Origin of the sequence: Microbispora sp. NPDC049125, assembly GCF_040802045.1 — a bacterium.
Lineage (GTDB): Bacteria > Actinomycetota > Actinomycetes > Streptosporangiales > Streptosporangiaceae > Microbispora.
Genome location: NZ_JBEZDW010000028.1, coordinates 1 through 26294, shown reverse-complemented (window position 1 = coordinate 26294; position 26294 = coordinate 1). Strand labels below are relative to the sequence as shown.

Below are 26294 nucleotides of genomic sequence, written 5' to 3'. Positions count from 1 at the left end.
GAGGTCGCCATGACCGCCGAATCCGATAGCCGCCACGTCAGCACGGCCGACGTCGCGGTGGTGGGGGCCGGACCGGCCGGCCTGTTCGCCGCCTACTACGCGGGACTGCGCGGCCTGCGGGTCGCGGTGCTCGACTCGCTGCCGCATCCCGGCGGCCAGGTGTCCGCCCTCTATCCCGAGAAACAGATCTACGACATCCCCGCACTGCCGGGCGTGCTCGGCCGCGAGCTGATCGCGAACCTGATGGACCAGGTACGGCCGTTCACACCGGAGTGGCTGCTCGGGCACACGGCCGTCACGCTCAACCGCACCGCCGCGGGCGGCGGATGGGTGATCGGCACCGACCACGGCGGCGACGTCCGCTGCGGCGCCGTCGTCATCACCGGCGGGGTCGGCAGCTTCACCCCCCGGCGGCTCCCGGTCGCCGGCCCCTACGAGAACCGGGGCGTCGTCCACCACCTGGAGCGCCTGGAGGATCACCGTGACGAGGACGTGGTGATCGTGGGCGGGGGTGACAGCGCCGTCGACTGGGCTCTCGCGCTGGAGCCCCTCGCCCGGTCCGTGACCCTGGTCCACCGGACCGACCGGTTCCGGGCGCAGGCGCACGGGGTCGAGCTGCTGCACCGGTCCCGGGTCGAGGTGATCACAGGCGCGCAGGTCACGGCCTGCCATGGCGGGCCGCACCTGACCGCGGTCGACATCACCCCGCTCGGCGGGGCCGGACCGCTGCGGCGGCCCGCACGCACGCTGGTGACCGCGCTCGGCTTCACCGCCCGGCTGGGGCCGCTCGCCCAATGGGGCATGGCCCTGTCCGGCAACCGGATCCTGGTCGGCACCGACATGCAGACCGACGTTCCCGGGGTGTTCGCCGCCGGTGACATCGCCACCTACCCCGGCCGGGTCCCCCTGATCGCGGTCGGTTTCGGCGAGGCCGCCACCGCGGTGAACAACGCCGTCGCGGTCGTGCGCCCCGAGCTCGGCAGCGACCCCGGTCACTCGTCCGACAACCCACCGCAGACCGCCGGCGCGTCCCGCCTCGCGGCCTGACCACCATCAGCATCTGGAGATCCCATGAGCTATGTCGTCGGCGAGCCGTGCATCGACGTGATGGACCGCTCGTGCATGGAGGAGTGCCCGGTGGACGCCATCTACCCGGGCGAACGCATGGCCTACATCAACCCCGCCGAATGCATCGGCTGCGGCTCGTGCATGGCGGTCTGCCCCACCCAGGCGATCAGGCCCGCGCGGAAGATGCCCGAGTCGTGGCAGCCCTTCCGCGAGGCGGCGGCCTCGTTGTTCGACGAGCTGGGTGAGACGTTCGGCGCCGGCGCGAGGGACGAGCCGGTTCCCGACCCGCCGATGGTCGCCGGCCGCGTCAAAGCCGGAAGGTGAGGGGCGAGCCATGACCGTTCTCGCCGCCGCCGCTTCGGCCGAGTCCGCCGCCACGGGCACGCTGGCCGCCCTGACCGTCGTCATCCTCGCCGCCGCCTGTTTCAGCCGGGCGGCCAGCCGGCTCCGCCAGCCCATCGTGATCGGGGAGATCGCCGCCGGAATCGCCCTCGGGCCCAGCCTGCTGGGCCTGCTACCCGGCGACATCAGCGCGACGCTGTTCCCGCCCCAGGTCGTCGCGATCCTCGCAAGCATCTCCCAGCTGGCCATCGCCTGCTACATGTTCTGCGTCGGCTACGAGACCGACCTCGGAGAGCTGCGCGCCAGACCCCGGGGAGTCTTCGCCGTCGCCGCGGCGGCCACGGCGGTGCCCCTGGCCGGCGGGTTCGGAGTGGGGCTGCTCCTCCAGCGGCTGCTCGGCCCGGAGAGCGACCCGATGCTTCCCGTGTTCACCGGGATCCTGCTGTCCGTCACGGCGGTGCCGGTGCTCACCCGGATCCTCGACGAACGCGGCCTGCGCCGTACGCCCGCCGGCACGGTGAGCCTCGGCGCCGCCGCCGTCTGCGACATCGCCGCCTGGCTGCTGCTCGCGCTGGCCACCTCGGTCGGCGGGCGGGGGCACAGCGGGTTCGCCCCCCTGGCCACGTGCGCGTTGCTGGCCGGGTTCACCGTGGTCATGTTCACGGTGGGCCGCCGGCTGCTCGGGGAGGCCCTGGCACGTGCCCGGACCCTGCCGGGGATGGCCCTCCTCATGGCGATCCTGCTCGGTTCGACCTGGTTCAGCTCGTGGATCGGCCTGCACGCGGTCTTCGGCGCCCTGCTGTGCGGCGTCGCCGCGCCCCGCCGTCCCGGCGGCGCTCCCGACACCGCCGTCCTGGCCAGGCTGCACGGTGTCGGCGGCCTGCTGCTGCCCGCCTTCTTCGTCGTCGCCGGGCTCGGCGTCCACCTGGACGGCGGCGACTCCACCATGTGGCTCCTGCTGCTCCTGGTCACCGCCGTCGCCGTGACGGTCAAGCTGGTCCCTGCGGCTGTGGCCGCCCGCCTGACCGGGCTGGACCGCCGTCAGAGCCTCGTGGTCGGCGCCCTGATGAACACGCGGGGTCTCACGGAACTGATCGCCATCCAGGTGGCCTACGCCGCCGGGGTCATCGACGGACGGCTCTACACCGTGTTCGTCCTGATGGCTCTCGTCACGACGGCCGCCACGGGCCCCATGCTCGACGCCTTGCGCGCCCGTTCCGCCCCTGCGGCTTCCCGCCCTTCCCTCCGCGAGGAGTTCGCCACCGCCGGGGCGAGACCGCACGCGGTTGGGGATTACTGATTGACAGCTATCCAAATCATCAGCAATACTGATAATCATCGCTTGGACACCACTGAGCGTGGGTCCCTACCACCGAAGGTCGAGATCTATGAAGAACAACTACGCCTTCGTCTTCCCCGGTCAGGGAAGCCAGTACGTCGGAATGGGTGCGGACCTCCATGCCACGGCGCCGCTGCTCGACCGGCTGCTACGCCGGGCCGAGGAGCTCACCGGCCAGGACATCGCCGGTGCGATGCTCACCGGCCCCCAGGAGCGGCTCACCGACACGGTCGCCACCCAGCTCTCGGTGTTCGCCCTGTCCGTCTCCCTCGCCGAGGCTCTCGTCGAACGCGGGGTCCGTCCCGTGGCCGTCGCCGGGCACAGCCTCGGCGAGTACGCCGCGCTGGTCACCGGCGGCTGGCTCGACGTGGACGACGCCCTCACCACCGTCGCGCGCCGGGCGGAGGCCATGCGAGCGTGCTGCGCCGAGACCGAGGGCGCCATGAGCGCGGTGCTCGGCCTCCCGCCGGAGGTCACCACGGAGATTGCCGCCTCCTCGGGAGGCGAAGCCGTGGTCGCCAACGCCAACAGCCCTCGCCAGTCGGTGATCTCCGGGACCGGAGACGCCGTACGCCACCTGAGCTCGGTGGCCCTGGAGCGCGGCGCCAAGGCCGTCGTCCCCCTGGAGGTCGACGGCGCCTTCCATTCCCCCCTCATGACCCCCGCCGAGACCCGGCTCGCCCCCCTCGTCGCCGAGCTGCCGCTGCGGCGGGGAGACGTTCCCCTGATCAGCGGCATCAGCGGTGACATCGTCACCGATCCCGAGGCCTACCGGGCCCTGCTGGCCCGCCAGATCACCTCCACCGTCCGCTGGTCGAAGGTCATGGAGCGGCTGCGCGCCCTCCCGGCCGGCGCATTCCTGGAGGTCGGCCCCGGCCAGGTCCTGCGGGGGCTGTTCCGCCATGCCGACCGCCGGACCCCCGTCACCTGCTGCGGTTCGTACGCCGAGGTGGTCAGCCTCACCGGCGCGTCCGCCCCCCTCGCCGCCTGATCGTCCATCCGAAGGAGACCAGTCCAATGCGTCGCGTCGCCATCACCGGCCTGGGCGTTCTCGCTCCCAACGGCAACGGTGTCAAGAACTTCGCCGAAGGTCTGTGGGAAGGCCGCAACGGCGTTTCCCGGATCCAGTCGTTCGATCCCTCGTCGTTCGGCTCCCAGATCGCCGGGGAGCTGCCTCCGGTCGCCCTCCCCGGCAAGGATCCCATCGAGCCCGACGGGGACACCCGCGTGGTGCGGATGGCCCTCGCCGCCGCGCACGAGGCCATGGCGCACGCCGGCCTGGCCGACACCTCCGAGCTGGACCGGCACCGCTCCGGCGTGGTCATCGCCAACGCGATCGGCGGGACCCGGTTCATGACCGAGCACTTCCCGGACATCACCGAGAACGGCACCGCGCCCATCGACGTGGCCGCCGCCCACCGCCGGCTGCACCTGTCGGCCACGTTCAACACCCCGACCGCCGCCGTCGCCGACGCCTACCGGCTCGGCGGCCCGGCGGTCACCCTCACCACGGGCTGCACCGGCGGGAACGACGCCGTCGGGTTCGCGTTCGACGCCATCAGGCGCGGCGAGGCCGACGTCATGGTGGCCGGAGCCGCAGAGGCGCCGATCACCCCCTTCGTGGTCGCCTGCTTCGACGTCATCGGCGCCCTGTCCGTGCGCAACGACGACCCCGAGCACGCCTCCCGGCCGTTCGACGCCGGGCGCGACGGGTTCGTCCTCGCCGAGGGCGCCGGCATCGCCGTCCTGGAGGAGTGGGAGCACGCGCGCCGCCGAGGGGCGACGATCCTCGGCGAGGTGCTCGGCTTCGGCAGCACGTCCAACGCGTTCCACATGACGGACCTCGCCGACCACGGCACCGACCTGGCCCGGTCGTTCCGGCAGGCCCTGGACGACGCGCGGCTCCCGGCCGGCCGGATCGGGTACGTCAACGCGCACGGCAGCTCCACCCCGCAGAACGACGTCTGCGAGACCAACGCGGTCAAGAAGGTCCTGGGCCCGCGCGCTTACGAGGTGCCGGTCAGCTCCATCAAGTCCATGTGCGGGCACGCGCTCGCGGCGGCCAACGCCCTGGAGTTCGTCGCCTCGACCCTGGTCCTGAACGACCGGATGGTGCCCCCCACCATCAACCACGTCTCGCCGGGCGAGCACTGCGATCTGGACTACGTGCCCAACGTGGCGCGCCCCGCCACCGTGGACGCCGTCGCCAGCCTGTCCAGCGGCTTCGGCGGCATCCACTCCACCGTCATCATCGGCCGAGTCTGAGGAGAACGAACCATGCGAAGGGTTGTCATCACCGGGTTCGGCCTGGTCCTCCCCGGCGCCGCCGACGGCGCCGGATTCTGGGACCTGCTGTGCGCCGGACGCACGGTCACCACACCGATCGACCGGTTCCCTGCGGATCCGTACGCCGGCCGCCACGCGGGGGTCGTGGACGACGCCGCCCTCTCGGCGATCCCGCTGCGCCAGCGGAAGCGGATGGACCGCTTCTGCCAGCTGGCCATGGCCGCGACGAGCAGCGCCCTTGACCACGCGGGCCTGACCACGCCCGCGGACCTCGACCGGATCGGCGTGTACATCGGCAACATGTACGGCGGCTGGGAGATCACCGAGCCCAGCATGCGCAAGCTCTGCCAGATCGGATACACCGGCGTGAGCCCGTACATCGCCTCGGCCTGGTTCCCGACGGCGCCGCAGGGTCAGATCAGCATCGAGTGGGGGCTCAAGGGCTTCAGCAAGACCATCGCGGCCGACACGGCGAGTGCCGCCGTCGCCATCGGCTACGCCGCCCGCGCCATCGCGGAGGGCCGCGCCGACGTGATCCTGGCCGGAGGCGCCGAGGCGCCCGTCACCCCCTACACCTTCACGTTCTGCCACACCAGCGGCCGGTTGACCGGCATCGACTACCGTCCCTTCGCCGACCAGGCCGACGGTTTCCGGGTCGGCGAGGGCGCGGTCGTGTTCGTCCTGGAGTCGGAGGAGTCCGCGCTGGCCCGGGGCGCCGTCCCGCTCGCCGAGGTCGCGGGGTTCGCCGCCGGTCACGCGGTCAGCGAGGAGGTGTTCGGCTCGGCCGGCGCGGACACGCTCGCCCATGTCGCCGCCACCGCGCTGAAGGAGGCCGGCCTGGATCCGGAGGAGCTCGGGATGATCGGGCTGGACGCCCAGGGCTCCTCGGCGGCGGACATCTCGGAGGCGGCCGCGCTCCGCGCCCTCCTCGGCGACGCCGCCGGCCGGGTCCCCTGCACCACGGCGAAGCCGATCACCGGTCACCTGCTGGGCGCCGCTCCCGCCGTGGACGTGCTGAGCGGCCTGCTGTCCATCGCCAACGGCGCCGTCGCGCCGCTCCCCGGCGAGTCCGTCACAGTGCCCGAGCTGGACCTGGTCTCCGGGGGCCCGCGCGACCGCGACGTCGCCAGCGCCCTGATCAACGCCCGCGGAGCCGACGGCACCGTGGCCTCGCTCGTCCTCAAGCGCGTCTGAGACTCCCGCGCACAGACACTCGCATCTGAAATGACCATCACCACGAAGGGAACCACCATGACCACCACGACCGTGACCACCGTTCAGGAGCAGGTGTACGCCGCGTTGACGGAGCTCGGCATCGAAGCCGCCGAGCTCAGCCCCGGCACCCAGCTCCGGGCCGATCTGGACATCGACTCCGCCGAGCTGGTCGAGATCGTCGCCGCGCTGGCCGGCGGCCGCGCCCCCGACGGGAAGGCGCTCAAGGAGGTCCGCACCATCGCCCAGCTCGTCGAGTTCCTCGAGCGCCGGTAAGTCCCACCCATTCCCAGGGCGAGCCCCCGGCCGGGGGCCCCTGGGCACCCGGAGGTATCCCATGCCGTACGCACCGTCCGTGCCACCGTCCGTGCAGACCACCCGGCTGATCGATCTGAGCGTCGTGACCCGGTCGACGCCCAGCGAGGCCACTCCCGTCGAGATCTCCCTGCTGGATCATCGGGCCGGCGCGACCGTGCTCGGTCTGTCCCCAGCGGACTTCCCGGGCGGAATGGCGATCTCCAACGAGACCGTCACCCTCACCACCCATACCGGCACCCACATGGACGCCCCGCTCCATTACGGCCCGCTCTCGGGCGGGAGCCCCGCCAAGAGCATCGACCAGGTGCCTCTTGACTGGTGCTACGGTCCCGGCGTCCGGCTGGACGTACGGCACGTCCCGCCAGGCGAGGCGATCACGGCCGCGCAGGTCGAAGCCGCACTCGACGATGCCGGGCACGATCTCGCCCCCGGCGACATCGTCCTGCTGTGGACCGGCGCGGACCGGCTCTGGGGGTCCCCCGACTACCTGACCACCTACCCCGGCCTGTCCGGGGAGGGCACCGCCTACCTGGTGGAGCGGGGCGTCAAGACGATCGGCATCGACGCCTGGGGGCTGGACCGCCCGATGGCCGCCATGATCGAGGATTATCACCGCACCGGCGACTCCGCCGTGCTGTGGCCCTCACACCTCTACGGGCGCGAGAACGAGTACCTGCAGCTGGAGAAACTGGCGGGGCTGGACGGCCTCCCCGCCGCGACCGGCTACATGATCGCCTGTTTCCCGGTGGCGGTCGGCGGCGCCGGCGCCGGCTGGACACGGGTGGTCGCGCTGGTTCCCGGCGAATGAGGCGAAGCGATGATCTCCGTCAGGCTCGGGATCGACGTCACCGACGCGGCGTCGTGGGCCGTCCGTCTGGCACGTACGCCTGATCTCGGCCGTACCGCCTTCACCTCTGTGGAGCTGGACGAGTCGCAGGGCGACCCCGATCGGCTGTCGGCGGTCTGGGCGGTGAAGGAGGCGGTGGTGAAAGCGCTGGGCACGGGCTTCCACGACATCGGGTGGCGGGGCGTCGAGGTCCACTGCCCCCACGGGCGCCCGGTCGCCGTCCGCCTCACCACCGTCCTCGCCCCCGTCCCCCGCCAGGTGCGGCTGGCCCTGCGGGGTCCCCGGCCGGGGCCCGGCGGGAGCCGGCCGGTGGTCGCGGCGGCGGCCGTGGGCACCGGCCCCGCCAGGATCGCCACCCGGATCGAGCGAATCCCGGGGCTCATGGACGGCCCTCGTCACGGCCGGGCGGAGCGGGCCTCGGCCGCGGTCCGCCGGGCCGCGGAGGCCGCGGCGGCGGACCTTCTGCCGGGCGCCGCCTGGAGCTGGAGCCGGACGCCCGGAGGGGCGCCCGCGCTCCGGACCCGGGACGGCCGTGAGCTCGCGGTGGCGCTCTCACACGGCTCGTCGGTGGTGGCCGCGGCCGTCGCCGATCCGGAGCCGGCCGGCGGCGATCCAGTCGAGCACATTCACCGACAATCGCTTATACTGAACGTCATTGATAGCGATTATTTGCTGGCAGGGGTGAGGGCAGGTGACTGAGCGTGAGTCCGCCGGAACCGGCTGGCTGCTGGAGGTCGCCGCCACGCGCCGGGCGCAGCACCTCAAGGAGGCGCTTCGCCCGTACGGCGTCCGCCCCCGCTGGTACGGCGTCCTGATCGCGCTGGCCGAGGCCGGCCCCCTTCCCCAGCACCAGCTCGGCGAGCTCCTGGGCATCGACAGGACCACCATGGTGGGCCTCGTCGACCGCTTGGAGGAGGAGGGGATGGCCGGGCGGCGGCGCGGCGTCGACGACCGCCGCCGCTACCTCATCGAGCTGACCGAGAAGGGCCGCGCCCGTGCGCGCGAGCTGCTGCTCATAGGCTCGGAGGTGGACGCCGAGCTGCTGTCCGGGCTGACACCGGACGAGCGAGCCGCCCTGGAAGGGCTGCTGGCACGGATCGCCGGTCAGCCCGCCTGATCGCTCCGCCCCGGCGTGCCCGGCCGAAGCTACGATGAGTGGCACCCCGCCGGACCCGCCGAGCGGCGGCCCGTCATGACTCACCGAGGTGCAGATGGAAGCGGAGCCCACGACTCGGCCCACCTTGCGGAAGGACCTGCTCTCGTCCGAGCTGTCGGCGTCCGTCGGTTTCCTGCTCGCCAAGGCGGCCGAGCTCGTCACGGCCGATTTCGAGCACTCGCTGCGGCCCTACGGGATCCGGGCCCGCGACTACGGCGTGATGTCCCTGCTCTACCGGCACGGCGCGCTGTCGCAGCAGCAGATCGGCGAAGCGGTCCAGATCGACCGCACCACGATGGTCTCGGTGATCGACGAGCTGGAGAGCGCCGGCCTGGTGGAGCGGACACGCGACCCTCAGGACCGCAGGCGCTACGCGGTCACACTGACCGACAAGGGCGCCAAGCTCTTCCACGGAGCTCTGGCGCAGGTGAACGACGAGGTTCATGACGCGTTCCTGGCCCGGCTCACGGGAGTGGAGCGGGAGAGTCTGATAGCGATGCTGACCAGGCTGGTCGTCGACGACCGTTAGACGGGGCAGGCGGGACGCGCCGCCGGGACCGGCGCGTAGATGGCGGCGCCGGGACACAGCGCCCTGACCACCGTCCCGCCGTCAGGAGCTGTCCACGACGCGATCAGGGGTTCGTGCCCGAAACGCCGATACGCCTGCTCGACCCAGTCTGACGCGCCTTCCCCCAGGCCGGCGCCCCCGTCCCTGACATGGCCGTGCAGAAGCTCCAGATGCGCCGGCCCGCTGCACCAGGCGGCCAGCACCCGGGCGGTGGGCCATGGAGCGATGCCCGTCTCGCCCGGCGCGCCGCCGGACGCCGAGCGCGCCGTCTGCGCCTTGAGGAACGCGCCGCGAAGTGCCGCACGGGGATCCGGACCGACCGCCGCGCCGAATCCCGCCGCCGCCCCTCCACCGGCGTGGACCACGGCCAGCACCGTGGTGAACGGCAGGTTCGTCCAGGTGTACGCCTCCACTTCGAGGCCCTGCCCGGCCAGCGCCGCGACGGTGTCGTCGGGGAGCAGCGGTCGCGCGGGCAGCCGGGCGAGCACCGGCCGGGGCCGGCGCCACCAGCGCACCACGATGTCGGTGGCCAGCACGTCGGCGACCGCCCGTCCGGCCAGGCCGGCCCCGGGCGTGCCGTGGGCCGTTCCGACCAGTGCCCGGTCCGTCGACAGCGGCGGCAGCACGATCTCGGCCGGCACCGCATAGGGCAGCCCGCTCACCGCACCGATCGCCCGCGTGAGCACCCCTGAGCAGGCGGCCCTGCCGTCCTCGTCCTCGTCGTCGGTATCCGGCGTGAAATCGGCCAGGGAAAGCACCCGGTCGCCGGGCAGGGCGGGCGGGGGCCCGTTCGCCACCGCCCGCTCCAGGCCTCGCATGGTGTGAAGCAGGTCGCGTGCCGCGTTCTGCGCCTCGTCGAAGCTGAAGCCGCAGGCGGTCACCGTGACCTGGGCCGTGCCCACCCGCGCCGTCAGGCGCGCGCGGGGAACCGGCCCGTTCCGACTGCTCACCGAGACCCCTCCTCCTCCCGGGCGGGGACGACCGGTGCGGCCGACATTCCCCGCCGTACGGGTCGATCACCCGACCTGTTCCAGCAACCCCTTGAGCCTGCGCAGCTCTTCCGTCATCGCCGTACGCTGCCCGGCCGCCCGATCCGGCGGGGTTCCGGCGGGCAGCCGCACGGTGAACTCCACCGAAGTGGCCGAACCGCCGAGCTCGGGACTCAGGCGCAGCACGGCCTGCTCCCTGCGGCCGCCGATCAGAGAGGTGATGGAGCGGATCAGCGGGCCGCCGGGCTCGCCCGACGCCTCGATCCACGTCTCGATCGTCCCCATCACGGTCTCGACCTCGTAGTGGTCCCGTCCGGGGATGGGGCTCACCCGGCGGAAGAACCTCGTCCACGCGGGCAGGTTGGGGACCTCGCCGAGGTAGTCGCCGACGTCGGCGGGTGCGCGATCGATTCCGATGGTCGCCACACAGGTGATCATGTCGTCGCCTCCGCCATGAAGTGCGCCGCGAAGCAGTCGAGGATCCGGCCGAGCCGCTGGGCGAACCGGTCGCGATACTCGCCGGACCTCGCCTGGTACGCCGCGTCGTCCTCACCCGGCTCGCGGAGCAGTTCGTACGAGCGCTCCGCGGTGATCTGGCAGTGGTCGCCCTTGGCCGTGAAGCGCCAGGCGCCCCGATGGAACGCCATGGTGGGCGGCGGCTCGGGGCTGACGAACTCGATGTCACCGGAGCCGGTCAGGAACCGGAGCGTACGGACCTGCTCCAGCCGGCCGTCCCGTTCGACCCGCATGGCGAACTCCTGGTGAGCGCCGTCGTCGTAGCCCACATGGACCTCGCTGATCCGGTCCCAGATCCGGTACCAGCCGGTGATGTCCCAGAAGACCTCGGCGGCACGACCGGGTGACGCGGTCACCAGCCGGTCGACCTCAATGCACTCGCTCACCCTCGGCGGCCCTTCTGAAGAGATCCAGGTTGGTACGCAGGAACCCGCGCAGTTTCTCGGCGAAGCGCTGCTCGTCCCCGTCGGGGTCGAGCAGGGTGAACTCACGGCTCGCCGTCACGGTCGTCTTCCCGTTCTCCGGGGTGAAGGTCCACGTTCCCCGCATCGCCGCCAACCCGGGCGGCGGTGTCGTCTGGACGAGCTCCAGCTCGTGCGGGGCCCGGAGGTGACGGACGCCGCTGACGGTCTCCAGCCCGCCGGGCCGCTCCACCGTCATGGAGAACTCCTGCCTGTGCGCGTCCATGTAGTGGACCTCGACGTCCACCACGTCCGGCAGGACGCGTTTCCAGGCGGCGAGGTCGGCGTACAGGCCGTACACGGACTCGGCGGGGGCGTCGACCACCATCTGCTCACAGATCCGCATCGCGCGCCCCCTCCGCGGTGAGCACCTTCCGCCATGACTCCAGGGCGAGCCTGGAGTGGCCGGCGAGCATCTTCTCCACCTGCTGCTCGGTGGACTCGCCCGCCGTGGGCGGATAGACCTCGGCGGCGACGACCGGTTCGAGGTTCCACAGGTGCGAGACCTCCACCAGGCAGCCGCCGTCACTGTCGGGCAGGAACCGCCAGAATCCCGCGTGGTGGCGCAGGAACCTCGGCGGCAGCGGCTGGAAGAAGTCGATCCGCCGGTAGCGGCAGTTGCGGATGGACCTGACCCGCAGCGGAGATCCGTCGGTCTCCGAGGCCACGGTCATCCAGAACTCCTGGTACTGCCCGTCGTCGTAGATCACGTCGATCTCCTCGACGTGCGGAAGGTACCGGGGCCAGTCGGTGACCCTGAACAGGGCGTCGTAGACCCGGTCGACCGGGCGGGGGATCGCGAGGGTCTCCACGCAGCGGAAGTCGTAGGTGCCGACGGCGTTCTCATGGACCGCCGGACTCTCAGTGGGACTGGTCGTCATGGCCACGTTCTCCTCGGTAGGCACACGGAGCGAGAGCACTCCACCGTCTCAGCGGCCAGTCTCACCGACGGTCACCCGGAGACGACATTCCCGGAAATATGCATCCAGCCGAAAACCCAGTCGTGCCCTTGCGTAGCGATCCCGGCGCTCCGGCGAGACTCATGCCGGACTACGGCGGCCCTATCTATGGTCCGGATATCGCCAGAAAGCGGAGGAAAGACACAGGGGGAGATCCATGCCAGCGTCGATCCGACGGGCGGACCCGCCCGGAGCACCCGCACCGCCACCGGAGACGCCGTTCGTCCGGCACCGCGTCGTGCCGGGCGGCAGCACGCTCAGCTGGACGGTGACCGGTGCCAGACAGGCGCCACTGCTCGTCCTGCCGGGATGGACCAGCAACCTGACCGTGGACTGGGGCGATGGGCCGGTCGGCAGGTTCAACCGCGCGCTCTCCGAACGCTTCCGGCTGATCCGCTTCGACCCGCCGGGAATCGGGCTCTCCAGTGCCGGCACTCCGGACTTCACTCTCGACGGCCAGGTGGCCCACGCCTCGGCGGTGATCGACTCGGCGTGCGTCACCGAGGTGTCCCTGCTGGCGACCGGCTTCGCCGGCCCCGTCGCCCTCGCCCTCGCCGCGCGCCGTCCCGAGCTGGTCAAGAAGGTGGTGCTGTTCGGCACGGCCGCGTCCTTCCTGGCCGACGACGATCACCCGGACGGCATCGCCCCGGGGCTGCCCGACGCGATCGAACGGCTGGTACGCGCCGACTGGCGGCTCGGCTCGCGGATCATCGCCGAGATGCTCCTGCCGGGTGTCACCCCGCAGGAGGCGCTCTGGTACAGCGAGTACCAGCGGATCTGCGCCACCGCCGACGTCGCCGGTCAGATGCTGCGGGCGGGCTGCGCGCTTGAGGCCGAAGACCTGCTCGGCGAGGTCCGCGCGCCGGTGCTCGCCCTGCGGGGGCAGGACTCCTACCTGACCACCGCGTCGGTCCTGCGCCGGCTCGTCAGGGCCGTCCCCGACGGCCGTTCACGCACCCTTCCCGGCTCCGCGGCGTTGCCGTACTTCGACGCCGAGGGGACCGTGGTCGCGGAGATCGAGGCGTTCCTCAACCCCGCGCACAGCCAGCTCACCATGAGGGAGCTGACCGTCCTTGCCCGCCTGCGCGAAGGCCTGTCCAACCGGGCCATCGCCCGGGAGCTCGGCATCTCCGAGCACACCGCGGCCCGTCATCTGGCCAATGTCAACGTCAAGCTCGGCGTGAACAGCCGGGGAGCGGCCGTCGCCCGTGCCATGGAGCTGTCACTGCTGTGACTCGCGTCCAGGCCGACTCGTCCTGACCACCCAGGAGGCATCCGTGACCCTTTCCCAATCAGAGCTCCTGCTGCTGGAGCAGCTGGAACACCCGCCGCTTCCCACGCCGCCGCCGTCGCGGGATCTCCGGACGCTCACGGCCGAGCTGCGGCGCCGCCGCGACAGCGCGCGTTCCGGCCCCGACGCCAGATCCACCGAGGCCCAGCGCAAGCGGGGCAAGCTGACCGTCAGGGAACGCCTGGAGCTGCTGTTCGACCCGGGGACGTTCACCGAGGTGGAGATGCTGCGCCGGCACGAGGCGACGGGCTTCGGCCTGGAGCGCCGCAAACCGTACACCGACGGCGTGGTCACCGGCTGGGGCACCGTGTTCGGCCGGACGGTGTTCGTGTTCGCGCACGACTTCAGGATCTTCGGCGGCGCCCTGGGCAAGGCGCACGCCGAGAAGATCCACAAGATCATGGACATGGCGCTGGCCGCCGGGGCGCCACTGGTGTCCCTCAACGACGGGGCAGGCGCCCGCATCCAGGAGGGTGTGTCCGCACTGGCCGGATACGGAGGGATCTTCGCTCGCAACACCCGTGCGTCGGGGGTCATCCCGCAGATCAGCGTGATGCTCGGGCCCTGCGCGGGAGGCGCGGCGTACTCGCCCGCCCTGACCGACTTCGTCTTCATGGTCCGCGAGACCGCGCAGATGTTCATCACCGGGCCCGACGTCGTACGGGCGGTGACCGGCGAGGAGATCACCCATAACGGGCTCGGCGGCGCCGACGTGCACGCCGAGGTCTCCGGCGTGGCCCATTTCGCGTACGACGACGAGGAGAGCTGCCTGCAGGACGTCAGATACCTGCTGTCGCTGCTGCCCGCCAATAACAGGGAGCTGCCTCCGGAGGCCGCCCCCTCCGATCCGGCCGACCGCGCGTGCGACTCCTTTCCCGACCTGGTGCCCGTCGAAGGCAACCGCCCGTACGACATGCGCCGCGTCATCGAGGAGATCGTCGACGACGGCGAGCACATGGAGGTGCACGAGCGCTGGGCCACCAGCGTCATCTGCACCCTGGCCCGCATCGACGGCCGGCCGGTCGGCATCGTCGCCAACCAGCCGTGCTCACTCGCCGGAGTCCTCGACATCAACTCCTCGGAGAAGGCCGCCCGTTTCGTCCAGATGTGCGATGCGTTCAACTTCCCGCTGGTGACGTTGGTCGACGTCCCCGGATTCCTCCCCGGCGTCGACCAGGAGCACGGCGGCATCATCCGGCATGGCGCCAAGCTCCTCTACGCGTACTGCAACGCGACCGTGCCGCGCATATCGCTGGTGCTGCGCAAGGCGTACGGCGGCGCCTACATCGTCATGGACTCGCGGTCCATCGGCGCCGACCTGTCCTTCGCGTGGCCGTCCAACGAGATCGCCGTGATGGGCGCCGAGGGTGCGGCCAACGTGGTTTTCCGCCGCCAGATCGCCGCCGCCGACGACCCGGACGGCACCCGCGCCCGCCTCGTCGAGGAGTACAGGACCGAGCTGATGCACCCTTACTACGCCGCGGAGCGCGGCCTGGTCGACGACGTCATCGACCCGGCCGAGACCCGCCGCGTCCTGGCCGGCTCCCTGAGGATGCTGCGGAGCAAGCAGCAGGTCCTCCCCTCTCGTAAGCACGGGAACCCGCCCACATGAACGTGCAGGTGGTGCGTGGCGCCCCGGACCCTCTCGAACTGACGGCCCTGACCGTCGTCCTGGCCGTCCTGGCGGCCGGCACACCTGAACAGGAGGCCCTCCCGGCGACCCGTGCCGACTGGCGGCACGGCGAGCCCCACCCCGTCAACGCCCCGTGGCGAGACCGACTCTGAACCGGAAAGAGCGAACGATGTCCATTCAGGCAACGCCCACCCGCCGGGCACCGGCGGCGACACGCACCCGGACGCCGGGCCCTCCGCCGGCCAAGCCGCTCCTGGCACTCGTCCTGTTCCCGATCATCGCCGTCTGCGTCGTGTGGACATTCGCGTGGCCCACGGCGCGCACCGCTCCCCACGATCTCCCCATCGGCGTCGTGGGCTCCGCCACCGACACCGCCGCGGTGCGACAGCGCCTGGCCGCCACCGGCGACGCCTTCGCCGCCCGCGCCTTCCCGGACGAGAACGCCGCCAGGAAGGCGATCGGCGACCGGGAGATCTACGGCGCCGTCGTCGCCGGCTCCGGCGGCACGACCGTCCTCACCGCTCCGGCCGCCTCCCCCGCGGTGGCGAGGCTTCTGACCCAGGTCTTCGCCCCCGCCGCCGGCCAGACCGCCACGCGGAGCGTCGTCCCTCTGCCCAGGAACGATCCGAACGGCGCCGCCCTGCCGTCTCTGATCGTGCCCCTCGTCCTGTCCGGTATCGTCGGCGGCGTCCTGGGGCTCCTGATGGTCCGCCGCCTCCGCCAGCGCCTCCTGGTGCTCGTGGCGGGCTCGGCCGCCGCCGGCCTGCTCTGCGCCGCCCTCGTCCAAGGGTGGCTCGAACTCCTCAACGGCAGTCAGCCGGCCAACGCCGGGACGCTCGCGCTGACCGTGCTGTCCATCGCGTCTCCCCTCGCCGGGCTGAGCTCTCTCATCGGCCCCCGAGGCATCGGCATGGCGGCGGTCGTCTTCGCCGTCGCCGGGAACGCCTTCTCCGGCGTCGCCTCCGCCCCGGATCTGCTCCCCGTCCCCGTCGGTGCGATAGGCGCGCTCCTCCCGCCGGGCGCCGGTGTGGGCCTCCTCCGATCCACCGCCTACTTCGACGGCGCGGGAGCCCTCGGCCACCTGGCGGTCCTGGTCGGCTGGTCGCTCCTGGGCCTCGTGCTCCTGTGCGTCTCCGCCGCGAAATCCAGGCCGGCCCCGGTCGCACAGGACTGACCGGCCTGCCGGTCCCCGGGCGGACAGCACTAGCCGAGCCGTACGGTGACCGTCTCCGAGCCGCCCTCCCTGTCCGCCAGCCCCTCGAACGTCAGCGTGAGCGTGGCACCGATGACCGCGCTCACCAGGAGCGGGGAGCCGTGGAGCACCTCGGCCACCGGCCTGTCCCACGTCACGGTGAGCTCGCTCAGGTCGCGCCGGGGATCAGAAACGGTCAGCGTGGCCGTGCCGTCGCCGCTCTCTCTGGCGAGAACCGCGCACGGGGCGGAGGCGGCCAGGCCGCCGGCGGCGCCGTCGTTCCAGAAGTTGACGGCGGTGATGCCGAGCGACGGGACGTGGACGCCCTGCCGTCTCGCGGTGTTGTCGAGCACGCGCGCCCAGCCGGGGTCGGCGGCGCGGTCCCGGGTTCGCGCCATGCCGGCCCCTGGCATGAGCGTGTACGTGTAGCAGGCCGAGCAGGGGTCGACACCGTGGTCGATCCACAGAGTCACGTAGCTCCGTGTCACCGAGCCCGCGGTGCGCTCCTCGCGCAGGCTGCGCAGGCCCGCGCCGCCGGGCAGGATGTAGCCGCCGTGCCCCTCCAGGTGGGCCCAGCCCGCCGCCGCGTCCATGGTGAGGGCCGCGCCGGTCCTTCGGTTGTCGACGACGGTCTCGACCGGCACGCCATCCTCGCTGGTGATCCCGGCGCCGAGGCAGATCACCGCGTCGTCGAGGAAGACCCACGACTTGAAGCACTCCATCGTGCTGTCCATGCCGTACAGGTGCTGGCCGGCGATCGCGTACGTGCCGTCGGTGGCGCCGCCCACCCAGCGGGCGGGCGTACAGGTGTCACCCCATGCCTCACCGGCGCCGTCGGCCAGCCTCCGGGTGGAGACGGTCGTGCCGGGCAGGCGGTAGGGGTCGACAGTGGGCCAGAAGGAGTCGGAGTACTGGTCGCCGTGGCCGCCGGCCCACCAATAGAGCATTCCCGAGCCGGTGTGCCAGCCGCGGCGGTTCTCGCCGTTGCCGTGCTCGTAGTGGCCGATCCGGTCGGACGCCATGCTGAGCCCCGCGCACCAGCCAGGACGGCGATGGACGGCACGGGCGCTCATCGCCAGCAGTCGGTGCCCCACCGGTTCTCCCGCCGCCGGGATCGCGTCGTCCTCCAGGACCGCGGCGAGACGTGCGTGGAACCCCAGGTCACCGTCCTCGGCCGCCTCCAGCATGGGGACGCAGGTGTCCCGCAGCGCCCAGCCCTTGACCATGGCCTGCCAGCGGGCCCGCTCGGCTGCCGACGCGGCGTCCCCGAGCAGCAGGATCGCGGCGGCGATCTCGCGACCCCTCCTGTGGTCGCCGTACGGCTCCCGGTTGACGCCGCGGCCCCTGACGAGGTCCATGCAGAAGCCGTCGTGGACGACCGGCGCGAACGACCTGGCGACGCCGTCGAAGACCACCTGCCTGTCCGGGTCGACGATCTCCCAGGGCGAGCCGCGCAACACCGCGAACATCGTCGCCAGCCCGGACAGCAGCGACACTCCGTACGCGCCCTGATAGGGGACGGACGTGTGCTGGATGAACGAGCCGTCCCGGTAGAACCCGTCGCCCTCTCGCACGTAGGGGAAGACCGGGGAGAGCGCGGAGACGGCCAGCGCGGCCTTCGCCGGATCGGAACCGGCGATGGCGCGCAGCAGCGTCACCAGGCACAGGTCCACACGGTTGGCCCCGGTGCTGGTGCCGCTGTAGTCGTCCAGCACGCACTCGGGGACGAAGTGGTCCACCGCGTCCAGAAGCGCCGTGCTCTGAGGGCCGTTCAGGTGCGGGCCGATCAGCACGGCCGCGTCGAGCAGCGCCTTGGGGACGCCGATCTGCCAGTGCCACCAGTTGCCGGTCTGCTCGGCGTCAGCGGCGTACACCCGCCGCCTGTAGTGGTCCACTCCGGTGGCGACGGCCGCGCCCAGGCTCGCGTCCCCGGTCACGCCGGTTCCCGGCAGGACGTACGCGCGGGCCATGGCCCGCAGCCGCGCGGGGGTGGCGACGAACGAGGGGAACTGCTGGTCGGGCCAGAGCGAGGCGTCGCCCGGCGCCATGGCGTCCCGGTACCGCGCCGCCGCCGTCCCCAGCTTCGCCAGGCGGGTCAGGTACGGCTCGGCCGCCGCGTCGAAGCCCGGCTCCACCGTCACTTCGCGCCATCGGCGGCGCAGCAACGCGAACGCGTCTGCGAAGGCATCCACGTCGGCGTCCCCATCGGCATCCAGGCCGGTGTCCAGGTCGGCGTCCAGGTCGGCATCCAGGAAGGCGTCCACGGAGGAATGGTCCCGCGTATGTGGCGAACACGCCGGGAACAGCGCCCCGGCCGTGGCGAGGCCGCCGAGCCGGAGAAACAAACGCCGAGAATGCCCACTCACGAGGGAATTATCGGGTGAAATTTACATTTGCTCTATAGCGCTGGATAACGGGCTTACCTGGTGTTGCGTACGACTCAGGCCGCCTCGGCGAACCCGGAGCCCCCCGCCCGCCTGTGGAATCTGTCAGAAAAGTCGTAATTTACGTCCGCCGTCACCATCCAGAAAAGGAGTCTGTCGTGCGGAAATGGCTGTTTGCCGCCTGTGTGGCCGTGCTGCTCCCGACGACGGCGACCTCGGTCGCCTCCGCGGAGAAGGTGGCGGAACCGGCCGGGCACGGGCCCGCGACCTGCGGCGGAGCCGGACTGCTGTTCTGTGAGGACTTCCAGGCGCTGCCCACGGGCGGCGCGAGCAGCCTCCGCTGGGGTGTGGACACCAAACACGGCACCCTGGCCGTGGAGCGCGGCGGACGCCAGGGCCAGAAGGTGCTGCACGTGCACACCGAGGGCAACGGGCGCGCCTTCCTGAAGGTGGACGACTTCGCGCCGCCCGGCAACAGCTTCTTCGGCCGGGTGCGGCTGCGCGTCAAGGCGTTCCCCACCGCGCCGGATTGGGCGCACTACACGCTGATCGAGGCGACGGGCGACGGCCCCGAGGTCGTCCGCCCCCTCGGCGGCCAGTACGTCCCCGAGGTGGCCGGGGGTGTCGCGCTCTGGGGCGTCGGCGCGGACGGCGGCCCCACCGGCGACTGGACGAACTGGCGGGAGTCCGCCCCGTCGCGTGCGGGGGTCTGGCAGTGCGTGGAGTGGCAGATGGACGCCGCCGACAACAGGATCTCGGTGTGGCTGGACGGCGTGGCCAAGCCCGACCTGACCGTGTCGACCCACGACCACGGGGGCAACGACGCCGACTTCCTCTTCCCCCGCTTCGACACGGTCAAGCTCGGATGGCAGCTCTACCAGGCGAACCCCTCCCCTGCCGCGTACGACCTGTGGATGGACGACATCGCGTTGAGCACCCGGCGCCTGGGCTGCGGCGCCTGATCCGGCCCCGTTCGAGCAGTCGGCCGTGGCCATCTCACCTTCCCCGACAGCGCGATGATCCGTCAGGTCAGGTTTGGCCGTCTTCGGGGCGGACCGGCGCCGGTTGGGCCGACTGCTCGCTCTGAGCCGGTGCCGCAGGGCCGGCGGTGCCCTCTTTCACCGCTTCGCGCAGTCGTTCGTAGCTGACGCCGAGGTTGATCAGGACATCATGCGCAACGCCCTCGCCGACCGTGAGCAGGCCGAGGGCCAGGTGCTCGCCGCCGACCGTCGCCTGGTTCATCAGCAGCGCCTCGCGCAGCGCGTGCTGCAACCCGCGCAGTGACAACCGGGTGAACGGCGTCTCGTCCGGTAGCGGCTCGCCTTGCGGCGCCCCGACCCGTCCGTCCACGGCACCGCGGATCGTCGCCGTGTCGGCGCCGCAGCGGGCCAGCGCCTGTGCCGCCGCCTGATCCGGTTGCCCGGCCAGCCCGAGCAGCAGGTGTTCGGTGCCAAGGTAGGTCTTGCGCCGGGCCCGGGCGGCCTCGCGGGCGAGCGTGACCGCCTTTTTCAAGTCGGCGCTCGCCCGGTCCCAGAACCCGTCCTGGCCTCGCCCGCGCATGCCCGCGTCGCTGGGGATGAACCGCTTCTGCACCGCCTGTCGGCTGACCCCCAGCCTGGCGCCGATCTCGGCCCACGACACGCCGTCGCGGCGAGCCTCGTCGACGTAGTAGCCGATCAGGTTCTCGCCGAGCTCGCCGAGGCGGTTCGCCAGGCCGACCGCGAGCGTGAGCCGGTCCAGGGCGGGTCCGTCGTCCAGAACGGAGCGGACCTGCGCGATCAGGGACTCGAGGGTGGGAGCTGAAGGCATCATGCAGGCAACCGTAGGTTGCCTGCATGCCTATGTCAACCAACAGTTGCCTAGCCCGCTGTGGCTACCTGGAGTTGCAGGTCAGCTCAGTCCGCCCGGCGCGGCGGCGACGACGGGGCTCTCGGCCGCGCCGAACCACCTGGACAGAGCCGCGTGGAGGGCCTCCCGTTCGCCGGAGTCCGGACGGGGCGAGGACGAGGCCCACGCGATGTAGCAGTCCGGCCGCAGCAGCAGGGCGGTGACCGGGGTGGTGCTCCCCCCGGCTGTCGCGGTGCCGGCGGGGCGCGCCGTGACGGTGTCCACCCGGTCGCGCCACCCGGACAGCTCCTCGGCGAGCGCCCCGTCCTCGGTCAGGTCGAGCAGCAGCGGCCGGGCGTCCCTGGTCAGCTCGGCGAGCCGGACCGGTCCGTCCTCCGCGGCCAGGAGCAGGTCAGGGGCCCACCGGCCGATCAGCGGGTGTGCGTCGCCCGTTCCCATGTCGTAGCGGATGTCCGCGCCGGACATCATGTCGGCGATGCGCTGGATGTTGCCCCGGTCACGGAGCAGCTCGCCGAACAGCTCCCGCAGCGCGGTGACCTCGCCGCCCGGGGCGATCAGCGCCGACTGCGCCTGGGTGTGCATGACCACCCGGCTGCTGGCCGGCCGCCGTTCGGTCTCGTAGCTGTCCAGCAGTCCGGGCGGGGCCCATCCACGGATCTCGGCCGCGAGCTTCCAGCCCAGGTTGACCGCGTCCTGCAGACCGAGGTTGAGGCCCGGCCCGCCGATCGCGGAGTGCACGTGGGCGGCGTCGCCGACCAGAAGCACCCGGCCGTCGCGGAACCGCTCGGCCAGCCGCGTGTTGACGCCGGACAGGCGGCGCATCAGGTGGGGGCCCTCGCCCTCGGGCGGGCCGAGGGGAACGTCGGCGCCGAGCACCCGGCCGGCGCTCTCCCGGAGCTCCTCGATGGTCAGCGTGGACTCGACGGCCGCCGCGGCGGGGTCCCACTCGGTGGTGCTCACCAGGGGTGAGCCCGTGGAGAAGGGGGCGAAGACGAACAGCCCGCGCTCGGTGCGGTGGTGCATGAACGGCGGGATCAGTCCGTAGCCGGGGACGTTCAGGCCGCCGGTCGCGGGATCCACCATCGCGGCGGGCACGGTGACGTGGGCCGACCGGGAGACCGTCGTGTCCCTGGTCACGCCGGGGAAGCCGATCCCGGCCAGCTTGCGCGTGACGCTGCGGCCCCCGTCGGCGCCGACGAGGTAGGGGACGCGCAGCCGGTAAGGGCCGTCCGGCCCGGTGACGTCGGCGGTGACCGCGTCGTCGTCCTGGGAAAGCCCGGTCAGCTCGTGCCCGCGGCGGATCTCGACGCCGAGCTCGACGGCGCGCTCCTCCAGCACCTGCTCGACGCGGCGCTGCGGCACCATCATGGCGTACAGCGGATTGTCGTCGAGGACGCTCAGGTCGAGCGGCATCGCGCCGAACACGAAGCCCGGTGCCGGCCGCGGCGGTTTCGAGTCGCCGGTGAGGCGCTCGTACAGGCCCCGGCGGTCGAGCATCCGCACCACCTGGCCGACCATGCCGTTGGCACGTTGCTCGGTTGTGCGTTCCCGCAGGCGCTCCAGCACCAGCGGTTGGACTCCGGCCATTTTCAGCTCGCAGGCCAGCATCAGCCCGTTCGGGCCGGCTCCGGCGATGACGACGTCAGCAGGCATGGCGGTCCCTCCAGAGGACTCGGGAAAAAGGGCATGGCGGGTCGACCGGCCTGCGCTCAACGCGCGGCGGCGTACACGCCGGACTTACGGAACGGTGATCGGCGGAACGGTGATCAGGGGAATGGTGATCAGGGGAATGGTGATCAGGGGACGGGAAGTCCTGCGGCGAGCTGGTGGAGCGCGTCGCGGAGCAGCGGGACGATCGCCACGGGCGGATCGGCGTGCAACCAGTGATCCGTGACGACCGTGATGGCGGCCCAGACGGCTCCGGCCACCAGCCGCGGATACAGGTCCCGCTCGACGTCGGTGCCCGTGCGCTCGGCGACCGCCGCCGCCAGCTCGAACTCGGCGAGCGCGCCGGCCTTCATGAACTCGCCCTGCAGAGCGGGTTCGGTCATCATCAGGCGGAGGCCGGTGATCCACTGCTGGTCGGACGTACCGGCCCCTCTGGTCTCCTGGGTCAGCCCGAACCGCGCCATGACCGCGTTGGCGACGGCCTCCCACAGCGGCTCGGAGGCCGGGCGGGCGCGCAACTCCTCCGCGATCATCCTGGCGCGGTCGAGATGCCGGGCGGCGACCGCCTCCGCCTTGCTGGAGAAGTAGTTGTTGAAGGTGCGGGGGGAGACACCGGCTTCGGCGGCGATGTCCTCCACCCGGACGGCGTCGAATCCCCGCTCCACGGTGAGACGGATGGCCGCCCAGCCCAGCGCGATGCGTGTCTCCAGCTTCTTGCGCTCGCGCAGACCTGCGGGCTTACCCGCCTCGATGCTCACAGGTACATACTCACTGATTTTTGCGGGATGCGCAAGATTGCGTGCCACGCAACTTTTTAAAGGTCGACGACGACGTCGCCTTCAGGACGGGAGCAGCAGATCAGGGCGTTGCCCTGCGCGGGCGGCTCCACCGGCTCCGGTGCGTACGCGACCGTGCCCGACAGCAGGCCGCTCTCGCAGTTGTGGCACACGCCCGTACGGCATGACCAGCGGGTGGGTACGTCACATGCCTCGGCGAGCTCCAGCAGGCTCGCGTAGGCGGAGTCCCAGGGCACAGTCAGGCCGCTGCGGGCGAACGCGACTGACGGCCCGGTCCCGGCCTGGCCTGGCGGGAGGTGGACGGGCCCGGCGACGACGCCGGTGACGCCGGGCGTGAGAGCCGGCCCCGCCCCGAACACCTCCGTGTGGACGCGGGCGGGGGCGAGAGTGGACCCGGCGAGCGCGGCGGGCAGCTCCCGCATGAAAGACGGAGGTCCGCACAGGTAGACGTCGGCGCCATGTGGGACTCCGAGGTCGCCGAGCAGGTCGGCCGACAGCCGTCCGGCGGTCCCGTAGTCGACGCCCTGGCGGTCGCCGGGGGCCGGGCGGCTGTAACAGATCCGCTCCCGCGCGTTCGGCAGCGCGGCCAGCAGCTCACGGCTCTCCCGGGCGAAGGGGTGCTCGCCGCCGTCGCGGGTGCCGTACAGCCACCACACCTCGCGGGTGGAACGCTCGGCGGCGAGCGCGTGCAGCATGGCGAGGACCGGGGTGGCGCCGATGCCCGCCGACAGCAGGACGACCGGGTTGCCGCCGGGCTTCAGGGTGAAGGAGCCTCGGGGCGCCGCGACGTCCAGCACGTCGCCGGCGCGCACGTGAGCGCGGAGGTGCCCGCTGGCGGCGCCGTACGGCTCCTGCTTCACGCTGATGCGGTAGCGGGCGGCTCCCGGGGGGCCGGACATCGAGTAGCTGCGTATGAGCGGCGCGGCGGCGGCGTCCGGGCGCAACCGGAGGGTGACGAACTGGCCGGGCAGCGCGGCCGGCAGCTTTGTCCCGTCGGCGGCGGCCAGAGTCAGCGAGAACACGCTCGCGCTTTCGGCGTCGACGCGTACGACCTCCAACGGCCGGAACCCGGCCCACGCGGGTGGCGGACCGGCAGCCGTGAGCCCCGCGTTACCCGATGGCCCCCTCGCGTCGCCCACCCTGAGCCCCGCGTCGTCCCCCGGCCGCCCCGGAGTGTCCGCCTGGTCGAGCAGCGCCTGGAAAGAGGCTTTCCAGGCAGGGCTGAGAGCGGGGATGCGCAACGCGCGGGCGAGCCGGTCGCGGGGATGACCGGGCAGGTAGAGCAGGGCGTCGACCTCCGCTACGGTCATGCCCTCCGGACCGGCGGCGACCTTGACGATCTCGTCCCCCGCCTCCACCCGTCCCTCGGTGAGGACGCGGAGGTAGAACCCGGGACGCCGGTGCGAGACGAGCAGAGCGGCCATCTGGGGCTCCCCCAGCCGCAGACCCACCCGGTAGCAGGTCACGCGCGGCTGGGTGACCTCGAACACCGCCTCCCCGATCCGGTACCGGTCGCCGACGCACACCTCGTCGTCCGGCAGCCCGTCGACGGTGAAGTTCTCCCCGAACGCGCCGTACCCGAGGTCGTCGCGCCCGAAGTGCTCCCGCCAGTGGCGATAGGAGCCGGTCTGGTAGACCAGTACGGCGCGGTGCTCGCCGCCGTGCCCTTGCAGGTCTCCCTGGCCGTCCCCGTCGATATTCAGCCGGCGCACCATCCGGGGACCCGTGACGGGCTGCTTCCACACTCCCGTGTGCACCGTCCTGCCCTGCCAGGCGACGTCCTTCGGCATGCCTACGTTGACCGCCAGCAGCTTGGCCATGTGTCCCCTCCTCAGATGACGGCTCGCGCCCACGCCGTTCTGAGAGATATTGGAATCCCAGCCAAGCTATCGCAGTCATCGCCGCACGTCGGAGCGGGTCCGCACTCCTCCTCAGTTCCGCCAGGGGCCCCGGCTTTCCGTACCACTGGTGCCTGGATGCGATCAGCTCTTCTTCAAGGACCAGACGCCGTCCGCCTTGATGGTGACGAGAATCGTTCCGTCGGGCAGCGGCACCTCACCGTGCCAACTGCCGATCTCGTTGACGAGGTTCTCCTCACCGTTCTCCGTGTATGCGTCGACGATGAAGTTCGAGCTTCCCGAGTGGCGCGCGTTCACCGTCGTGAGCCCGGAGCTGCGCGGGTCGAGCCGCACCACGTCGTCACTGCGTCCGTCAACAGCGGCTCCAGACCATACCCGGGTCATCGACAGAGGCTCGAGTGTCACCGTCCACGAACCGTCCGCCTGGATCTTCAGCGCCGCCGTCTCGGACCCGTCCTCCTCGTTGAGGAGCACGGTCCCCTTGTATGTGCCGATCTCGTTGACGATGGCCGACTGAGCGGCACCTCGGGGGTCGAGAGGTTCGACGATGAAGTTCGACGTCCCCCGGTGAGTGAAGGAAACGAGCCATACGTTCGTCCAGTCGCTCTTGCGTAGCTTGAGCACTTTCGCACTCACTCCCCGGTAACTGCGCGGTGCGGGCTCCGGGGCGGGAGCTTGAGACGGCTCCGCCTCAGCGGCGGTTTCGTCCGTGGCAGGAGTCGCTTCCGTCGACTGGGGTCGCGCGCCGGTGGTGTCACCGGTCTGTGAGAGGCGATGAGCGTCGCCGGTGGGCTGGCCGGCGAGCGTTCCGGCGACGGCCACGCATCCGACGAGGAGGACGAACGGGAGGGTGATGACAAGAAGCCAGAAGACCACTCCCTTGCCTTTCCTGGGAGGGGGCGGGGGGCTGCCAGCCGTTGGGCTGCTGCGGCGCCTGCTGTCGTGCTGGTGGGCCGTAGGGCAGGCCTGACTGCTGTGACATACGCGACTCCAGAGGCTCGACTGCTCTGGGTAAGGGGACGGACACGGCAGACAGACGGTTGTCTCTCGAAATTGGAACGTTACACCGCCGTCGCTTTCCTCCACGAACAGGTGCTTTCGGTGAGCTAGTCGATATGAATCCGCCTATGGGCTACGTACGCCCCGTGGGACCGCGTCCAGCGGAATGGCAATGACGTGATGGTCACCGCGGTGTCGGCCGAAGGCTTAGCAGGCGAAGCTCACGGGTGCCTGACGGACTGCTCACCTCCGAACCAGGTGACGGCCACGTGCCGGTGCGGCTGCCTTAGGCCGCGCCTGGACGCCCTTCGGAGTTGGGGGCGGTGCCGGTGTCCGGCGTCTTCCTGGCCGGTGTTGATCCGCGGTGGTGTGGATGTGCCGCCGTTCCTCGGGGCTGGGCAATGCGGTCGGCGGACAGCGAGCGCAACCCCGCCGGATTAGCGGGTGTGCCGCGTTGGCGGTGTACAGGTTCATCGTTTGTGGAGGTGGCGTTTGGGGTGGTGGAGGAGGGTCCAGGTGCCGTCGGGGTTGCGGTGGGTGGTGTAGCGGTGGGGGTGGTGGA

The 26294-nt window shown here is 71.7% G+C and carries 27 protein-coding genes; 16 read left to right on the top strand and 11 right to left on the bottom strand.

All coding sequences use genetic code 11. The features are described from left to right. Positions 1–9: 9 nt before the first annotated feature. The 11 genes from AB0B72_RS27820 to AB0B72_RS27770 all read left to right on the top strand — a co-directional run bounded on the left by AB0B72_RS27820 (position 10) and on the right by AB0B72_RS27770 (position 9097). Positions 10–1047, top strand: a complete 1038-nt coding sequence (locus AB0B72_RS27820; RefSeq protein WP_367741995.1) for an NAD(P)/FAD-dependent oxidoreductase — start codon at positions 10–12, stop codon at positions 1045–1047. A 24-nt stretch (positions 1048–1071) separates the two neighbouring features. Next, on the top strand, positions 1072–1392 hold the full coding sequence (locus tag AB0B72_RS27815) for an indolepyruvate ferredoxin oxidoreductase subunit alpha (RefSeq protein WP_367741993.1): 321 nt from the start codon (positions 1072–1074) through the stop codon (positions 1390–1392). A 10-nt stretch (positions 1393–1402) separates the two neighbouring features. Beyond that, complete coding sequence (locus AB0B72_RS27810; RefSeq protein WP_367741992.1) at positions 1403–2710, top strand: cation:proton antiporter; 1308 nt, start codon at positions 1403–1405, stop codon at positions 2708–2710. Positions 2711–2798: 88 nt separating this feature from the next. Beyond that, entirely contained in the window at positions 2799–3740 is a 942-nt protein-coding gene (locus AB0B72_RS27805; RefSeq protein WP_367741991.1) for an ACP S-malonyltransferase, read from the top strand. A 26-nt stretch (positions 3741–3766) separates the two neighbouring features. Further along, positions 3767–5014, top strand: coding sequence for a beta-ketoacyl synthase (locus AB0B72_RS27800; RefSeq protein WP_367741990.1), 1248 nt, complete (start codon positions 3767–3769; stop codon positions 5012–5014). Positions 5015–5026: 12 nt separating this feature from the next. Further along, positions 5027–6229: a beta-ketoacyl synthase gene (locus tag AB0B72_RS27795; RefSeq protein ID WP_367741989.1), complete on the top strand. Its 1203-nt coding sequence runs from the start codon at positions 5027–5029 to the stop codon at positions 6227–6229. Positions 6230–6286: 57 nt separating this feature from the next. Continuing rightward, positions 6287–6523, top strand: coding sequence for an acyl carrier protein (locus AB0B72_RS27790; RefSeq protein WP_367741988.1), 237 nt, complete (start codon positions 6287–6289; stop codon positions 6521–6523). Positions 6524–6602: 79 nt separating this feature from the next. Continuing rightward, positions 6603–7373, top strand: coding sequence for a cyclase family protein (locus tag AB0B72_RS27785; RefSeq protein ID WP_367741986.1), 771 nt, complete (start codon positions 6603–6605; stop codon positions 7371–7373). 9 nt (positions 7374–7382) lie between these two features. After that, a complete protein-coding gene (locus AB0B72_RS27780) occupies positions 7383–8111 on the top strand; it encodes a 4'-phosphopantetheinyl transferase superfamily protein (RefSeq protein WP_367741985.1) in 729 nt (242 codons plus the stop codon). Continuing rightward, the gene (locus AB0B72_RS27775) at positions 8104–8529 is read left to right on the top strand and encodes a MarR family winged helix-turn-helix transcriptional regulator (RefSeq protein WP_367741984.1); all 426 of its coding nucleotides are present in this window, start codon (positions 8104–8106) and stop codon (positions 8527–8529) included. Before AB0B72_RS27780 ends, AB0B72_RS27775 begins: the two co-directional genes overlap by 8 nt. A gap of 94 nt (positions 8530–8623) precedes the next feature. Then, positions 8624–9097, top strand: coding sequence for a MarR family winged helix-turn-helix transcriptional regulator (locus AB0B72_RS27770; RefSeq protein WP_367741983.1), 474 nt, complete (start codon positions 8624–8626; stop codon positions 9095–9097). Here the strand turns inward: AB0B72_RS27770 and AB0B72_RS27765 are convergent. The 5 genes from AB0B72_RS27765 to AB0B72_RS27745 all read right to left on the bottom strand — a co-directional run bounded on the left by AB0B72_RS27765 (position 9094) and on the right by AB0B72_RS27745 (position 11983). Next, the gene (locus tag AB0B72_RS27765; protein WP_367741982.1) at positions 9094–10086 is read right to left on the bottom strand and encodes a YcaO-like family protein; all 993 of its coding nucleotides are present in this window, start codon (positions 10084–10086) and stop codon (positions 9094–9096) included. The two genes, AB0B72_RS27770 and AB0B72_RS27765, sit on opposite strands and share 4 nt — an antisense overlap. A gap of 66 nt (positions 10087–10152) precedes the next feature. Continuing rightward, on the bottom strand, positions 10153–10551 hold the full coding sequence (locus AB0B72_RS27760; protein ID WP_367741981.1) for a hypothetical protein: 399 nt from the start codon (positions 10549–10551) through the stop codon (positions 10153–10155). Positions 10552–10559: 8 nt separating this feature from the next. Beyond that, positions 10560–11027, bottom strand: coding sequence for a hypothetical protein (locus AB0B72_RS27755; protein WP_367741979.1), 468 nt, complete (start codon positions 11025–11027; stop codon positions 10560–10562). Beyond that, positions 11011–11448 (bottom strand): SRPBCC family protein, encoded by a 438-nt coding sequence (locus AB0B72_RS27750; protein WP_367741978.1) that lies wholly within the window; start codon positions 11446–11448, stop codon positions 11011–11013. Before AB0B72_RS27750 ends, AB0B72_RS27755 begins: the two co-directional genes overlap by 17 nt. Beyond that, positions 11435–11983 carry an SRPBCC family protein gene (locus AB0B72_RS27745; protein ID WP_367741977.1) on the bottom strand — a complete coding sequence of 183 codons (549 nt, stop codon included), beginning with the start codon at positions 11981–11983 and terminating at the stop codon, positions 11435–11437. The genes AB0B72_RS27750 and AB0B72_RS27745 overlap by 14 nt, the downstream gene beginning before the upstream one ends. A gap of 235 nt (positions 11984–12218) precedes the next feature. On the opposite strand from AB0B72_RS27745, the gene AB0B72_RS27740 reads away from it, so the two are divergent. The 4 genes from AB0B72_RS27740 to AB0B72_RS27725 all read left to right on the top strand — a co-directional run bounded on the left by AB0B72_RS27740 (position 12219) and on the right by AB0B72_RS27725 (position 16159). Beyond that, the gene (locus tag AB0B72_RS27740; protein WP_367741975.1) at positions 12219–13295 is read left to right on the top strand and encodes an alpha/beta fold hydrolase; all 1077 of its coding nucleotides are present in this window, start codon (positions 12219–12221) and stop codon (positions 13293–13295) included. Between the two features lie 145 nt (positions 13296–13440). After that, positions 13441–14964: an acyl-CoA carboxylase subunit beta gene (locus AB0B72_RS27735; RefSeq protein ID WP_367742078.1), complete on the top strand. Its 1524-nt coding sequence runs from the start codon at positions 13441–13443 to the stop codon at positions 14962–14964. Continuing rightward, complete coding sequence (locus tag AB0B72_RS27730; protein ID WP_367741974.1) at positions 14961–15137, top strand: acyl-CoA carboxylase subunit epsilon; 177 nt, start codon at positions 14961–14963, stop codon at positions 15135–15137. The genes AB0B72_RS27735 and AB0B72_RS27730 overlap by 4 nt, the downstream gene beginning before the upstream one ends. A gap of 17 nt (positions 15138–15154) precedes the next feature. Continuing rightward, a complete protein-coding gene (locus AB0B72_RS27725) occupies positions 15155–16159 on the top strand; it encodes a hypothetical protein (RefSeq protein ID WP_367741973.1) in 1005 nt (334 codons plus the stop codon). Between the two features lie 29 nt (positions 16160–16188). Here AB0B72_RS27725 and AB0B72_RS27720 read toward each other — a convergent pair whose 3' ends face one another. After that, the gene (locus AB0B72_RS27720; protein WP_367741972.1) at positions 16189–18441 is read right to left on the bottom strand and encodes a polysaccharide lyase 8 family protein; all 2253 of its coding nucleotides are present in this window, start codon (positions 18439–18441) and stop codon (positions 16189–16191) included. Between the two features lie 278 nt (positions 18442–18719). Between AB0B72_RS27720 and AB0B72_RS27715 the strand changes: the two genes are divergently transcribed. After that, complete coding sequence (locus AB0B72_RS27715) at positions 18720–19523, top strand: hypothetical protein (RefSeq protein ID WP_367741971.1); 804 nt, start codon at positions 18720–18722, stop codon at positions 19521–19523. 67 nt (positions 19524–19590) lie between these two features. Here the strand turns inward: AB0B72_RS27715 and AB0B72_RS27710 are convergent, their stop codons facing one another. The 5 genes from AB0B72_RS27710 to AB0B72_RS27690 all read right to left on the bottom strand — a co-directional run bounded on the left by AB0B72_RS27710 (position 19591) and on the right by AB0B72_RS27690 (position 25555). Beyond that, positions 19591–20373, bottom strand: a complete 783-nt coding sequence (locus AB0B72_RS27710) for a Clp protease N-terminal domain-containing protein (RefSeq protein ID WP_367741970.1) — start codon at positions 20371–20373, stop codon at positions 19591–19593. A 78-nt stretch (positions 20374–20451) separates the two neighbouring features. Continuing rightward, entirely contained in the window at positions 20452–22062 is a 1611-nt protein-coding gene (locus AB0B72_RS27705; protein ID WP_367741968.1) for an FAD-dependent monooxygenase, read from the bottom strand. A 143-nt stretch (positions 22063–22205) separates the two neighbouring features. After that, positions 22206–22835: a TetR family transcriptional regulator gene (locus AB0B72_RS27700; RefSeq protein ID WP_367741967.1), complete on the bottom strand. Its 630-nt coding sequence runs from the start codon at positions 22833–22835 to the stop codon at positions 22206–22208. A 56-nt stretch (positions 22836–22891) separates the two neighbouring features. Then, positions 22892–24694, bottom strand: coding sequence for an MOSC domain-containing protein (locus AB0B72_RS27695; RefSeq protein ID WP_367741965.1), 1803 nt, complete (start codon positions 24692–24694; stop codon positions 22892–22894). Positions 24695–24856: 162 nt separating this feature from the next. Beyond that, positions 24857–25555, bottom strand: coding sequence for a hypothetical protein (locus tag AB0B72_RS27690; RefSeq protein ID WP_367741964.1), 699 nt, complete (start codon positions 25553–25555; stop codon positions 24857–24859). Between the last annotated feature and the right edge of the window lie 739 nt (positions 25556–26294).